This is a genomic window from Mucilaginibacter lappiensis (genome assembly GCF_050433765.1).
Lineage (GTDB): Bacteria > Bacteroidota > Bacteroidia > Sphingobacteriales > Sphingobacteriaceae > Mucilaginibacter > Mucilaginibacter lappiensis_A.
On record NZ_JBNPWP010000015.1, the window covers coordinates 1 to 14,245 of the forward strand.

At 40.6% G+C, this 14,245-nt stretch carries 16 protein-coding genes; 2 read left to right on the forward strand and 14 right to left on the reverse strand.

The window, feature by feature from the left end; genetic code table 11:
• Positions 1–127 precede the first annotated feature (127 nt).
• The 3 genes from M2273_RS29150 to M2273_RS29160 are packed head-to-tail and all read right to left on the reverse strand — an operon-like array spanning position 128 to position 4,402.
• Positions 128–820 (reverse strand): response regulator transcription factor, encoded by a 693-nt coding sequence (locus tag M2273_RS29150; RefSeq protein ID WP_429401651.1) that lies wholly within the window; start codon positions 818–820, stop codon positions 128–130.
• Between the two features lie 3 nt (positions 821–823).
• Complete coding sequence (locus M2273_RS29155) at positions 824–2,467, reverse strand: sensor histidine kinase (RefSeq protein WP_429401653.1); 1,644 nt, start codon at positions 2,465–2,467, stop codon at positions 824–826.
• 6 nt (positions 2,468–2,473) lie between these two features.
• On the reverse strand, positions 2,474–4,402 hold the full coding sequence (locus M2273_RS29160; RefSeq protein ID WP_429401655.1) for an alpha/beta hydrolase family protein: 1,929 nt from the start codon (positions 4,400–4,402) through the stop codon (positions 2,474–2,476).
• A 158-nt stretch (positions 4,403–4,560) separates the two neighbouring features.
• Here M2273_RS29160 and M2273_RS29165 point away from each other — a divergent pair, with 158 nt between their 5' ends.
• Both M2273_RS29165 and M2273_RS29170 read left to right on the forward strand, forming a co-directional pair.
• A complete protein-coding gene (locus tag M2273_RS29165; protein ID WP_429401656.1) occupies positions 4,561–6,327 on the forward strand; it encodes a tetratricopeptide repeat protein in 1,767 nt (588 codons plus the stop codon).
• Positions 6,328–6,444: 117 nt separating this feature from the next.
• Positions 6,445–6,747, forward strand: a complete 303-nt coding sequence (locus M2273_RS29170; RefSeq protein WP_429401658.1) for a DUF4286 family protein — start codon at positions 6,445–6,447, stop codon at positions 6,745–6,747.
• 130 nt (positions 6,748–6,877) lie between these two features.
• On the opposite strand, the gene M2273_RS29175 is transcribed toward M2273_RS29170, so the two are convergent.
• The 11 genes from M2273_RS29175 to M2273_RS29225 form a co-directional block, all read right to left on the reverse strand.
• Positions 6,878–7,684, reverse strand: coding sequence for an OmpA/MotB family protein (locus M2273_RS29175; RefSeq protein WP_429401660.1), 807 nt, complete (start codon positions 7,682–7,684; stop codon positions 6,878–6,880).
• A gap of 22 nt (positions 7,685–7,706) precedes the next feature.
• Positions 7,707–8,372, reverse strand: coding sequence for a DUF2461 domain-containing protein (locus tag M2273_RS29180; protein ID WP_429401662.1), 666 nt, complete (start codon positions 8,370–8,372; stop codon positions 7,707–7,709).
• On the reverse strand, positions 8,350–8,820 hold the full coding sequence (locus M2273_RS29185) for a DUF983 domain-containing protein (RefSeq protein ID WP_429401664.1): 471 nt from the start codon (positions 8,818–8,820) through the stop codon (positions 8,350–8,352). The genes M2273_RS29180 and M2273_RS29185 overlap by 23 nt, the downstream gene beginning before the upstream one ends.
• Positions 8,821–8,860: 40 nt before the next feature.
• Positions 8,861–9,139 carry a hypothetical protein gene (locus M2273_RS29190; RefSeq protein WP_429401666.1) on the reverse strand — a complete coding sequence of 93 codons (279 nt, stop codon included), beginning with the start codon at positions 9,137–9,139 and terminating at the stop codon, positions 8,861–8,863.
• A gap of 25 nt (positions 9,140–9,164) precedes the next feature.
• On the reverse strand, positions 9,165–9,740 hold the full coding sequence (locus tag M2273_RS29195) for a DUF420 domain-containing protein (RefSeq protein ID WP_429401668.1): 576 nt from the start codon (positions 9,738–9,740) through the stop codon (positions 9,165–9,167).
• A gap of 112 nt (positions 9,741–9,852) precedes the next feature.
• On the reverse strand, positions 9,853–10,551 hold the full coding sequence (locus M2273_RS29200; RefSeq protein WP_429401670.1) for an SCO family protein: 699 nt from the start codon (positions 10,549–10,551) through the stop codon (positions 9,853–9,855).
• On the reverse strand, positions 10,551–10,895 hold the full coding sequence (locus M2273_RS29205; RefSeq protein WP_429401672.1) for a cytochrome C oxidase subunit IV family protein: 345 nt from the start codon (positions 10,893–10,895) through the stop codon (positions 10,551–10,553). The genes M2273_RS29200 and M2273_RS29205 overlap by 1 nt, the downstream gene beginning before the upstream one ends.
• A gap of 11 nt (positions 10,896–10,906) precedes the next feature.
• Entirely contained in the window at positions 10,907–11,629 is a 723-nt protein-coding gene (locus M2273_RS29210; protein WP_429401674.1) for a cytochrome c oxidase subunit 3, read from the reverse strand.
• 22 nt (positions 11,630–11,651) lie between these two features.
• A complete protein-coding gene (locus M2273_RS29215) occupies positions 11,652–12,236 on the reverse strand; it encodes a cytochrome c oxidase subunit 3 (RefSeq protein WP_429401675.1) in 585 nt (194 codons plus the stop codon).
• On the reverse strand, positions 12,233–13,102 hold the full coding sequence (gene cyoE, locus M2273_RS29220; RefSeq protein ID WP_429401677.1) for a heme o synthase: 870 nt from the start codon (positions 13,100–13,102) through the stop codon (positions 12,233–12,235). Before cyoE ends, M2273_RS29215 begins: the two co-directional genes overlap by 4 nt.
• Positions 13,099–14,160, reverse strand: coding sequence for a COX15/CtaA family protein (locus M2273_RS29225; RefSeq protein ID WP_429401679.1), 1,062 nt, complete (start codon positions 14,158–14,160; stop codon positions 13,099–13,101). Before M2273_RS29225 ends, cyoE begins: the two co-directional genes overlap by 4 nt.
• Positions 14,161–14,245: the final 85 nt, after the last annotated feature.

Genomic DNA, 14,245 nt, shown 5'->3' on the forward strand with positions numbered 1-14,245 from the left:
TGGTGGAAAAAGACCTATTGATATGATCACCTTAAACAACACAAAATAAACCTGCTACCTTGTCATCGAATTACTAAACCCTTACAGCAATGACATGGTGGAGAATATCAAGATGAGTCGCTTTCCCTTACTGATTATAAACAAACTTATACCCAATACCCCTAACAGTTTGCAGGTATTGCGGCGAATCGGCGTTGGTTTCAATTTTTTTGCGGAGGCGCACAATGTGCATATCAAGGGTGCGGGTGTTTACATCGGCGTTGTAACCCCAAACTTCCATCATCAGTTCTTCGCGGTTTATAACCTTGTTCTTGTTTTTCAGGAAATAAAGCAATATCCTGTTTTCCAAAATGGTAAGCTCAATTTTGCGATTATCCCTGATGAGCAAATGGGTATTTGGCAGGTGTTCCATATTGGCAAACCTGTACGACTCTGATTTTTCGCTGTTCAACGAAAATTTGATCTTATTATCAATCATCGCAACCAGCACATCCATGTTAAAAGGCTTGGTAATATAATCAGATACGCCAAAGTTATAAGCCTCAATCTTGTCAACATCCTGGGCTTTGGCCGTCATCATAATAATAAGCTTGTCATAACCTTTTTCCCTGATGTTGTTACACACCTGCGATCCGGGTTTACCGGGCAGCATCCAATCCAGCAAAACAATATCGGGCTGTTCTTCCAGTATTATATTTTCGGCATCGTCGCCATTATCGGCTTCCAATACTTTATAACCTTCTGACTGCAAACGTTCTGCCACCAGGAAACGCAGGTTCTCATCATCCTCAACCAGCGCAATTTTAATTTCTTTGTTCATATCTTAATTTTCGTATGGAAGCGTAACTTTAAATTCTGAGCCCTCATTAATTTTACTGTGAACAGTTATTTCTCCATCCATAAAATTAACCAGTTCTTTACAAAATGCCAAACCCAAACCCACACTCCCATTTTGGTTATATTGGTTCTCTATCCTGTAAAATTTCTTAAAAATATTATTCAGTTCCTCTTTAGGGATCCCTATGCCCCTGTCAACAAATGAAAACACAATATTCCTCTTTTCATGTGCAATATTTATGTTAAGTTCTTTTTTCTGCGGATGCGAGTACTTGTAAGCATTTTCAATCAGGTTTTGAAACACGCTACCCAAAAGTACCGGATCAGCATAAAATGTACGAACCCCGCTCGCCTTAAAGTTCAATTTAAAATCGGGATATTTAATTTTAAAGGTATCAATATATCGCCTAACAAAATCATCAACAACTATTTCTTCTTTTTTTAGGGTGATGGATTTGTTTTCGAGCTGGGTAAATGATAACAGCTTATTCATCAGATCGTTCAGCTTATCCGCTTCTTCATCTAAAATTTTACCGTAGTGCTTACGCTGTCTTTCGGTAAGTTCACCATCGCCGCGTAAATTTGAACCGGCAATTTTAATCACACTTACAGGTGTTTTAAATTCATGGGTAAAATTGTTTATAAAATCGTACTGCAGCTTAAACAGCTTCAGGTTAACATTTAAATTACGGTAAATAAGCCAGCCTATCAGCACCAAAAAAAGCGATATCAATAACACCACTGCACCAATAGGCATAAACCGGCGGTTAATTTCGGCCGTAAGATAACCTTGTTCCGAACTAAAAAACAGTTTATAATCAGAAAAGGCCCCGGGAAATGACACCTCAGTTATCATTTTATCACCCTCGCTGTCAATAGGATCATACACTACGGGTTGTATCGATACATTCTGGTACAGCTCATGCCGCGAGTTTTTTACCTTTAGTAAATACGGATCGAGGTAAAAGGTCATCATATTTTGTTTATATGATGCCGAAGGGGTATTAAACTGCTGTAGTTCGCGGTATATCCTGATATCCTCGCGCCGCAATATATTAGTATAGGTTATTTTATCTGATTTTACATCCCAAAACGTTTTAAACAGTTCATCCTGGGTTGATACACGTGAGGTATCTGAAAAAGCAATAAAGTCACTCAGTTTATCGGCCATAACCCTAAAATCAGATTCATCAGCAGGCCTGGTCTGTTTAGTGCCGTATACTTTACCGTTCAGTATCCCATATTGGTATATCCCTTTAACCGATATGTCCAGATTATTTTTACGGACAGTAATATTGGTCTTGCTCCCTATCAGCACATCATAAAAAACAATTTTTTTTACAAACGCATAGTCATGAAAAACCGATGCCGCATACTTAGCTGCAGATGCCGAATCTAAAAAGCCCTGATAGGAGGTTACCTCGGGTATTTTGTTTTGAAAAAAATCATTGTAGGGTTTAATGGTTTGCTCAAGTACTTCTATTTTTTTAGAAGCAAACTCGTTCTCCACATATTTTGCCGTAAGGTTAAAGGATACAAAAAGTGCAACCACAAAAGTCACTGATATGAGCACCAGGAATATGATGATCAGTGAAAAATTTTTGCGGTAAACATTTTTATGTACTTGCATAGGGGTTTAAGGTTTAACCCGCATGTTATTCTCCAGGAATTTTTCTATCTCGGCATACATTTCCATACGGGTATGCTCGCTTCTGAAAAAGGCGCGTTCATTTGGTTTTAAAAAATACTTCACATCAACGTTTCGCTTACGCAACTCACGTACAAACTGATTTAACTCACTAATGTTTGCACGCTGGTCTTTTGCCCCCTGAAAAATAATTAACGGAACTTTTATTTTATCCGTATGAAATACCGGCGAAATGGCCCTTAACTGATCGGCGTCAGTCTCAGGATTTCCAACCTTTTCGTAGGTCATTTTTAAATATGGTTTAAAAAATGGCGGTGCATCTTTTATAAACGTAAAAAAATTAATAAGCCCATATTGTACAACGGCGCAATTATAAAGCTCAGGATGGAACGATACCCCATACAATGCAGAAAACCCACCAAAGCGACCGCCAAAGATGGCTATCTTTTTAGGGTTGGCTATTTTTTTATCAATAAGCCAGTTTACCCCATCAGTTATATCATCCTGTATTTTACCGCCTACCTGTTTAAAGCCCGCACTCCAAAAAGCCTTGCCATACCCGGTTGATCCACGGTAATTTACCTGAAAAACGGCATAACCCCTGTTGGCTAAAAATTGTACCTGCTCATCATACCCCCACGAGTCGCGGTTCCAGGGGCCATCATGCGGCATCACCACTATGGGTAAATTGGTGCGTTTGGTGCCCAGTGGTAAGGTCAAATATCCATTTATGAGCAAGCCATCACGTGCTTTATAGGTAATGGGTTGCATAGCACATAACTCATTGGGTACCAAACTTGAATTTATGTCGCCCAGTTTAGTTAGTTTATCTGTTTTACTTTCATACAGATAATAAGAACCGGGGTTGCGGTCGGTATAGGTATTTAAAATGAATTTATTTTCGGCGCTATCCCGGTCTATCACCCGTATTTCGTTACCCTTAAGCTGCGGACGTTGCTGCAAATTATGGTATATGTGCTCAATAGCCGGTATTAAAAAATGTTTACGCGGCTTTGCTTCTTCCCAACCGGCAAACTCAACCCGCCGTTTGTTTTTTGAATATTCAACATATAATACATCGGCTTTGCTGCAGCTAAAAATTGTTTTTTGCTCCTTGCCATCCTCCGCATTGATTTCAACCAGCGCTGTTTTGTCGCGGTTAACGTTTGACAGGGCATAGAAATAGTTTTTTACCCCTGTAAAAGCAATTGGTTTTACCGAGTTCTTAAAATTATTCTCAATAATAGGTTTAAAGGGCGCATTATCATTGGGTCGGTATAAAATGGTTTCGTTTACCCCGTCTGATGATTTAACCAAACGTATTTTACCATCAGCATCCGGAAACCACTCTGTTATATTACCCGGGTTTACCAGGTAAGGTTGCAATTCGCCTGTTTTTATATTAAGGTGGTATATATCAAAATTTGCGGGATCGCGCTTATTCATCCTAATGGTGATCACATCGGGCTGTTGTTTATTGCGGTTAACCAGGCTCACCCGTACCTTTTCCTGCGACAGGATAATGCGCATCTTTTGGGTAGCTACATCAATAGCATACATTTTTAAACTATCATTATCAATAATGTCCTGGCTAAAAATCAGCTGGTTATTATAGGTCCAGAAGTAATCGCCCCGTATCGAATAATCGGTGAACGAGCTTGCCATGCATTCTTTACCATCGGCCAATGATTGTATAAAAAGGTTCTGTTTATCTTTATATGGCTTTAAATAAGAAACATACTTGCCATCGGGCGATATTTTATAAACGCTTTTTTCGGGGGTCTTAAAAAAATCAATTATAGGTATTTGCCTTACCTTATCCTTGCAGGAACATAAGGTGACTATAAAAACAATTAGTAGCAGGTGTTTCAATTGGCCCAGCATGGTGAATTTTCCCCATTTTATTATTCTGGTCAAATTAGTTAAATAACTTAATGTTATCAAAATGTCACTACAATTTTACCCGTTTAAAGCGTTATATGAATATTAAAAGAAACGGCCTAAACTATAAATATTAATTGATTATTTTTGAGCAGATGAGGGCTTTATTCAGTACTATTATTCTTGTTTTTACAATGGCTGCCAGCCTTTTTGCGCAGGATAACGACCTGCTGCTGGCCAAGCAATACAGCACTAACGGCGAAACTCAAAAGGCACTTGAAATATACCAGAAACTGTATAAACAGAATAACGAAGCTTACTACACCTACTACATTAATACGCTGCTAAGCCTTAAAAAATTTGATGAGGCCGAAAGCGCGACCAAAAAACTGGTACGTAAACATCCCGAAGCTCATGAATATCAGATTTTGCTGGGCACGGTTTATACCCAGCAGGGCAACGTTAATAAAGCCGATGCCATATATAACGACCTCATAAAAAACCTGCCTGCCGACCGTAACGAAATATCAAACCTGGCTGGTCAGTTTTACCAGAGCTCAAACCTCGATTATGCTATAAAAATATTTCAGCAGGGCCGCAAAATAATGAATAACAATGAGGCATTTACTTACGAATTGATAAACCTGTACCGCTTTAAAAGAGACAAGATTGCCCTGACCGAAGAATACCTGAATTTTTTACCCGCGAACCCTAATTTTATTAATCAGGCCGAAAACGCCTTTGCTACCATATATGAGGGCGATAGCGATTATAACATGCTGAAAGGTGCTTTACTAAGGCGGATACAAAAAGACCCGCAGCAAATTATTTATACCGAACTGCTTACCTGGCAGTATATGCAGCAAAAGGAATTTGACCTTGCCCTGAACCAGGCACTGGCTTTAAGCCGCAGGCAAAATGACGATGGCAGCAGTATTTTTGAATTGTGCCGCACCCTTAACTCCAACGAGGCTTATGATGCTGCCATACGGGGATATGAGTTTATTATAAGCAAGGGTAAAACCCTGTCGCTGTATATCCCTGCTAAAATTGAACTGATCAATACAAAAAATTTAAAGGTAACATCGGGCAAATACCTGCCTGCCGATCTGGTAGGGCTTGAACAGGATTATACCGACCTGCTTACCGAATTTGGCCGTAACAACAGCACCGTTTTTGCCATGCAAAAGCTGGCACAGTTACAGGCATTTAAACTACATAAACTTAAGGAGGCGCAAAAACTGCTGGAGGATGCTGTAAACATCCCCAACATCAGGCCCGAGCTGCTGGCCTCCTGCAAGCTTGACCTCGGCGATGTATACCTCATCAATAACCAACCCTGGGAGGCTACCCTGCTATATAGCCAGGTTGAAAAAGATTTTCCCAATACCGATATAAACCAGGACGCCAAATTCCGAAACGCCAAACTGGCCTACTATACTGGCGACTTTACCTGGGCCAAAGGACAGCTTGATGTATTAAAGGCCGCCACATCGCAGTTAATTGCCAATGACGCGCTTAATTTATTGCTGCTGATAGCTGACAATACCGCTATTGATAGCGTAGGTGGGGCCTTAAAGGTCTATGCCCGGGCCGATCTGCAGATATTTGCTGAACGACCAGATAAGGCCATCATGACATTAGATAGTATTGATAAAAAATTTCCTAAGAACAGCTTGAGCGATGATATCCTGATGTCGAAATCGCGCATTTTGATACAGCAAAAAAATTATGCCCATGCCGTACCGCTGTTAAAAAAAATAGCCGATGAACACCCCAACGACCTATGGGCTGATGATGCCGTTTTTATGCTGGGCGATATTTATGATAATCGCCTTAATGATAAAGCCAGCGCCAAGGTATGGTATCAGAAAATTATAACCAACTATCCCGGCAGCCTCTGGATAAATGAAGCCCGCAAACGTTTCAGGCTGTTAAGGGGCGATAAGGCGGATTCGTAGATGGTTTATTGGTTCACTTGTTCATTAGTAAATTAGTAAATAGTTCATTAAGCATGGTTATAATTCATGCCATTCAACCAATGAACTAATGAACCATTTAACTATTTTTGCACCACGATGATTGTATATAACGACACTATAATAATTGATGAAAGCATTCATGACGAATGGCTTAACTGGATCAGAACTGTTCACATACCTGCTATAATGGCTACCGGCTGTTTCAGCTCTTATAAAATATTAACGGTTATCGACTCACCTAACGAGGGCGTTACCTACTGCATTCAATATAATGCCGATAGTATTGAACAGTTTCAACAATACTACATGAACCACCTGCACAAGTTCCAGGGCTTCCACCAGGAGCGTTTTGACGAAAAGTTTGTGATGTTTAATACGTTAATGGAGGTAGTGGAGTAAAGGATTTAAAATCACCCTATCCTCTACCCTCTCCGTATTCAACACTCTTCGCGCGTCATTGCTTCGTACCTCGCAATGACACGCGGTTAAATAAACAAAAAAGGTGCTTCTTCCGAAGCACCTTTTTTGTTTATTTGGTGATGAGGTTATATAACTCATCCAGTTTTGGCGTCAGCACAATTTCAATGCGCCTGTTTTTGGCGCGGGCCTCGTTGGTAGGCGCCGGGTCAATGGGCTGGAACTCGCTTTTACCGGTAGCGGTTAAGCGATGTGGGTCAACCTTTTCAACTTCGGTTAAGTAGCGCGTTACTGATGTGGCACGTAAAACGCTCAGGTCCCAGTTGTCTTTGATCTGGCCCAGGTTTATTACTTTCTTATCGTCGGTATGTCCCTCAATGGCCATGTTAATGTCTGCTTCCTTATTCAGCACAATGGCCAGTTGCTTCAGGGCCGCTTTACCCTTATCGTCAATAATAATACTGCCCGATGGGAACAGCAGCTTATCTGCGAGTGAAACATATACCTTACCGTTGCGTATATCAACTGTTAAGCCACTTTGCTGAAAGCCAAGCAATGCCTGCTGCAACTTATTTTTAAGTGCATTAGCTGCTTCATCGCGTTTACGCAAAATATCTTCCACCTCTTTTAAACGGGCCTCACGCTTTTCCAGGTCGGCAGCCAAACGTTTCAATTTTGATGAACTGGTGCTAAGGTTACTGTTCAGCGTACTGTTGTTATTCCTCAGATTAGCTAACTCCCGGTTCAGGCGCATAGTATCGGCCTTTAACTGAAAAACCTGGGTTTCCAGTGTTTCGGTACGAGTGGTTAATGAATCGCGCTCAGCTATAAGTGCTTTATATGCCTTCGGCGACATGATCTTACAGGAATAAAAGCTAAAGCAAACAACAACGGCTAACAGATAATATTTGATCTTCATTGTAATATTGGGTTTAAATATATTAGGCAAGGGCATTTCTTAAAAACACATTAAGCGGGTATATGTGGCTGCATACCCCTGCTATTTGTGCTGCAATGTTACTTTTAGTCATCTCTTTGTCGGTCAGTTTGTGCCAGGCAATAAAGCTTTTAAGCTTCAACAGGTCGATGTTCTCATTATCGGCGCTATATTCCCGCGGGACAGATTTTAATTGCTCCTGCTGCTTAAAATCGCCAAATAACCTAATAAATTCTTTGTCCTCAATGATCTGTCGCAGATCATGGGCATTATAATCAATTTCCTGGCGTATAGCTTTTAGGTGTGCTGCCTCGGGCAACCAATATCCACCGGCAATAAACGAGTTACCATCGGGCTGTATCTGCAAATAGTATTCGGCGCCGCCTAACTTTAAACCTTGTGTAGGCAGGCTTATACCAAAGTTAGTTTTATAAGGTGTTTTATCTTTTCTGAAACGGATATCACGGTAAATGCGCATCACACATTTTTTTGGGTCGAGCGCCTCGTCAATAGCGGGATCAACCTTATGCATCTCCTTTAGCAATTGGGCGGTAAATTCAATAACATTTTCGCGGGCCTTATCGTAACGCGCCTTATTGTCTAAAAACCATTCACGGTTATTGTTATTAGCAAGATCTTTTAAAAATTCAAGACTTTCCTGGTGTATCATCGGTATCTAAATAGGGCTGATAATGTATTTTGGGTGATAACCAATATAATAAAAGCACACGCGAATATCTGAAATTTATAGGTGCAAGTGCAAAGCAACCTAAAATTATGACACTTAAATACAACCAGGGCGAATCGGAGTTATGAGTTATCAGGTAAGTAAGCCAGGCAAGGCCCAATGCTTCGCCTACGTTTAAGGCATAGCTTACATACATGGCGGCATAAAAATAGCCCGGTTCAATTTCAAAGTGCAAATTGCAATGCGGGCAGTTGAGGTTTATCCTGTTCGAAAAACTATAAGCCCCTCCCTGAAACATATCCCCCCTGCGGCATCTTGGGCATTTACAGTGAAGCATGGCCCATGATTTTGGCGTTTGAGGCATAATATTGTACATTAGATGTGGGTCGGGTACGGGCCCGTGGTTCGAGGGGTGTGGTTCGTGGTACATAATAAACATTACACGAACCCGAAAACACGAAACACGAACCTTAGTTCAGGTGCAGTCTTTCTTTACGTATGTTGATATCCACGTTTTTACGGCGATATTTTTTATACCATATAAAGCCAACAATACCTACGGCCAGGTACGGCGCACCTAATAAAAATAAAATACCATTGTTTAAGCCTTTTGCTTTATTACCCCCCGACTGGCTATTGGTTTCGACAGTAGCGGCGCATTGCGCGCATTGAGCTTTTACAGGTTGCCTGCTGCAAACCAAAAGGCCCAGGGCAAATACAAATAATATAATTTTAAAACCTGTTTTCATATAGGCAAATTTAACTAATTATTAACTAAAAATGATAATACGGCTGTATCATCAAATAAACAATAACACCGCTGGCCGTAACATATAACCATATAGGGAACGCCCATCTTACCAGTTTCTTATGTTTGGCTACCTGCATTTGTAATCCCCGGTAAAAACTCAGTAAAATAAGCGGTAAAACACCTGCAGCCAGCACAATGTGCGGTACTAATATACTAAGATACAAGGTACGCATACCACCCGCCGCGGCTCGCTCTGCCGGCGAAAGCACGCCGTCAAAATTAGCATCGCCATACAGGGTATCGGTACGCATCAGGTAATGGAACAGGATGTACGATACCAGGAATAATGACGACAGGCAAAAGGTAATGATGTTAAGTCTTTTATGAACTTTTATATTGCCCTGTTTTATAAAGTATAATGAGGTAAGCAACAGTATGGTACAGGTACCATTCAGTGCGGCATTAAGCATGGGCAAATAAGGGGTAAATGCCGGGGCAACCGCGGGCCCGGGGATGAGGTGCCTGTTTAAAACGATAACTACTGTTATTACAAATATGGTAACTGCCGCAACAAAGCGGAATATAAATTTATCAGTCATTCTTTTAAGATTCAGGAATCAAGACAAAAGAGTCAAGATTCATTTTTTGTTTTATCATTAGTGTAAGCATCCCTTATGCTGGTTCTTGATTCTTACATCTTGTTTCTTATGTCTAATACAAGGCTTTATCAACTTTGCGCAACTCTTCGGCTATTAATACTTTAATTTCGTCAGTAAGGCGGTTAATATCATTGGTATTAGCGCCCGAGTAATACCCCCTGATGCGTTTATCCTGATCAATCAGGATCAGCTTGTCGCTGTATATGTAATCGTCATCACCGGCTTTCAGGGCATCAACCAAAAACCCTTTGCGGGCCAGGCTGTAAATAGATGTGGTATCACCCGTTAAAAACAACCAGCGGTTTGACGCGGGTTTCAGGCTATCGGCATATTTCTTTAAAACAGTGGTTGAATCATGCTGCGGATCAACCGTGATGGAGGCGAAGTACACCATCTTGTTTTTCATATATGTTTCGGCCAGGTAGCCCAAATTTCTGTTAATGGTGGTGCACACTGCCGGGCAATGTGTATAAAAGAAGCTTGCTACAAATATTTTCCCTTTAAAAGTGGTCTCAGATACCGGCTTGCCGTTTTGATCAGTAAGGTTAAAAGCAGGCAGTTTATGGTAAATAGTATCCGGAATAAACTTGCCGTGAAACTTGTGACCAGTTTTGGCTACCACCTTTGGCCCGTAAATGGCCAGCGGTTTATACCTGTTTTTACCTTTAGCGGTAAGTAAATAATACAAAAATCCTGGTACTGCTAATATGAGCACCAGGATTATAATTTTTTTCCATATAGCGGCCTTCATTATCCCCGCAGGTTAACCCAATGGTGGCTCTCGTTAGTAAGTACCAGGATTAAACCGATTATAAATAGTATGGGCACTATAATGGCTAATGCTAAACCAATTTTCTCGAACTTTAAGTGCATAAAGTACGCAACGATATAAAATGCCTTAAACAGTGTTAAAACGATATAAACCGGATTTGCATATTGTATTGGAACAATGCCTTTTGGTACCAGTAGCAGTGCTATAATAAACTCAACTGCAGTAATAGCAGACAAGATAAGAGCCACTTTTACTATCCTTCCCTTGGTCATTGTTTGATGTTCGCCCTCTTCGTGGTGAACTTCTTGTGATTCTGCTGACATATATAATTTTTTTATACTAAGTAAAAGAATGTAAATACAAATACCCAAACAAGATCAACAAAGTGCCAGTAAAGACCTACTTTTTCGATCATTAAATAGCTGCCGCGTTTTTCGTAAGTACCCAACAATACATTAACAGTAATGATGATATTGATAATTACCCCCGTAAATACGTGGAAACCATGGAAACCTGTTATGGTAAAGAATAAATTAGCAAATTCCTGAGCGGTCATGTGCCTTGCAGCTTCCGTACCACCTTCGTTAAAGAACTTTCCTAATTCCTCAAGCGCTGGCGTACTTCCCCACCAAAAACCTTCATGATGTAAGTGAGCCCACTCTAAAGCCTGGCATCCCAGGAACATAAAGCCGCCTATTACAGTAGCTATCATCCACCAGATAACTTCTTTTTTTGCATTACGATGGCCGGCCTCAACAGCTAATACCATGGTAACGGAACTAAGAATAAGGATAAAGGTCATTATACCCACGAAAACTAACGGCGCGCCGCTATCAAGTAAACCGGGTACCGATTGGAAAACTTTATCTGCCGCTGGCCATACGCTTGCGCTGAAACGCAATGAGCCGTAAGAAATTAATAATGACGAAAAGGTAAATGCATCCGAAAGGAGAAAAAACCACATCATTATTTTTCCGTACTCAACATTGAAGGGAGATCTCCCTCCAGACCACGGAGTTGTTTTTACTTCATCAATTTGTGATACTGTTGTACTCATTTGTACTTAAATAATGGGTGTATTAATTTTGGTTCAAAAGTAAAAAAACATACAGATAAATCCATATAATTCCGAGAAAATGCCAAAAAATAGAAGTCATTTCCATTTTATACAAGTTCCGTACCTGTGGAATGTTCCTGTATGTGCCCCTAAGGGTATTCAATAGTAACAATATAGCTGCAATTATGTGTAATAAATGCATCCCTGTAAATATATAAACAAACGAGCGCGACGCGTTGGGGTCCGTTAAGTATATATTCATTTTATACGTTAACACATACCACGCATATAGCTGGATTATAAAAAAGGCAACACCTAAAGCAAATGTGAGCCATAAAAACATGCGTTGTTTGGCAAACTGTAATCCCTTTGCCGCCTTTTGCGCTAAAAACAAGGTAATACTGCTTAATATAATAACAGCAGTACTGTATTTGAATGCATCGGGCATAATTACATTAAGGCCATGCCCCCTGCCCCCGCTGTAAACGATAAACCCGCTGGTTAAAGCCGCAAAAAACATAAACGATGTGAATATAAAGATCCACATGTTAAACTTTTTGGGAGCCAGATCAAGCCTGTCGTTATTCTTTTGTATCTGAGCCATCATTTCACTTTTCCTATAAAATCAAATAAAAACATTAATTGCACTATGGGTAAATACATAAATGAGCCAAACATTAATTTGCGAGCCGATTCTATTTGCCGTGTGCGTAACAAGCCAAAAGCCTGGTACAAGAATATTAAACTACATATTAAGGATACCCCGGCTAACCAATAACCTCCATGATGATAAAAATATGGTAATAAACTAACGGGTAGCAATATTAATGTAAATATAAAGGTAATTACCGCACTTCCTAAATTGCGGTTACCGGTTGGCAGCAACCTAAAGCCGGCCAGCTTATAATCATCATCCAAAACCCAGGCAATGGCCCAAAAATGCGGAAATTGCCATACAAACTGTATCGCGAACAGGATTAAGGCTATCTCATCAATTCTACCATTTGGCTGAGCGGCCACATAGCCAATAAGCGGTGGCAATGCGCCCGGTATGGCACCCACAAACACAGCAATCGGTGATTTACGCTTTAACGGCGTGTATGCAAACGCGTATAACAAAATAGAGAATACCGATAGCAATCCGGTTAACAGGTTAAGGCTGCCTAATAAATAGGTTCCGGCCATACCCATACCCAAGCCTAAAACCAACGCCTGCCCGGTGGTCATTTTTCCTGACGGGATAGGGCGGTCCATGGTACGCTTCATTAGCTTATCCAGGTCTTTTTCAATGATCTCATTAAAAGCATTGGCTGCTGATGTTACCAAAAAGCCCCCTACAATAAGTTTTACCCAGTTTACCCAATCAATATGGCCATTTGCCCTGCTACCTATCAAAAATGATATGGAAGCCGAAAATACCACTAAAAAAGTGAGCCTTAATTTGATCAGCTTCGAAAAATCACTCCACTTCATTTACTTATTCCCCTAACGTTAACTGACCGATGTAAATTTAAAAGCAAATAAAACTGCGCCCCAAATATCAGGCTTGCCAAAACAACATGAGCTGCCTGTGCAAACGGCGGCAGGGCCCAGTATGATAATAATATCCCCGTAACAATCTGCAGCATGATCATCAAAAAGGTGAAGCTCATTAACTGCTGGTGTATAGAGTGTCTGCTAAAACGCTTGCGCACCAAAGCATACAACAATACATTAATAACAAATATCAATATGGCCATATCGCGGTGACGCAAAAATATATCGCCTGCGCTCATGATCCAATTGTTACGGTAGCCGCCTTGAAAATGGGCCGCTACAGCGTCAATTTTTTCACGTACCTCTGTACCAAAAGCTATCTGCAAAATGCTTAATATCAAGGTAATAAAAGTAACTACATATATGAGCGGACTGGTATTTAATACACTGTTGCCCAGTACTTTTGCCTGATGATAGGTATATATCAGTATGGCTAATATAGCCAGTGCAAGCAGCATGTGTACCGTAACTATCCAAGCAACCAAATTAGTTGATACCACAATTGACCCAAGCCAAGCCTGAAAGCCAACCAGTATTACGTTAAATATGCTTAAAAGAGCTATTCTCTTACTGCTTTTCCAATAGCTAAAGGCATATACCGCAGATAACAACAGGAAAAGTCCGGATATGGCGCCAATTAAGCGGTTAATATATTCCGTCCAGGTTTTGCTGGCGTTAAATTCTTCGGGTACCAATATCGATCTGTCGTCGCGGATACGTTTGGCCAGATCACTATAACCAAATACATCCAGTGTTTTAGCAAAACGCTGATTTTTGGCTAAGCGCTGGTCAACATATTTTTGCTTATAGTCTTTAGGCAGATCGGCGCTGGATACAGGAGGAATATACCTGCCAAAACATTTAGGCCAATCGGGGCATCCCATTCCAGAACCTGAACTACGCACAACGCCACCTGCCAGTATCAGAACAAAAAGCAGAATGATTGTTATGAGATTGATTTTCTGGAACCTATTTTTAGATGCGGATATGCTCATTTAAATGTTTCTAAAAATTTAGGGTACGATGTTAAGCCTGAAGGCTAAGTCTTAAGTTCTGAGTTGTTACTGAGAACTTAAGACT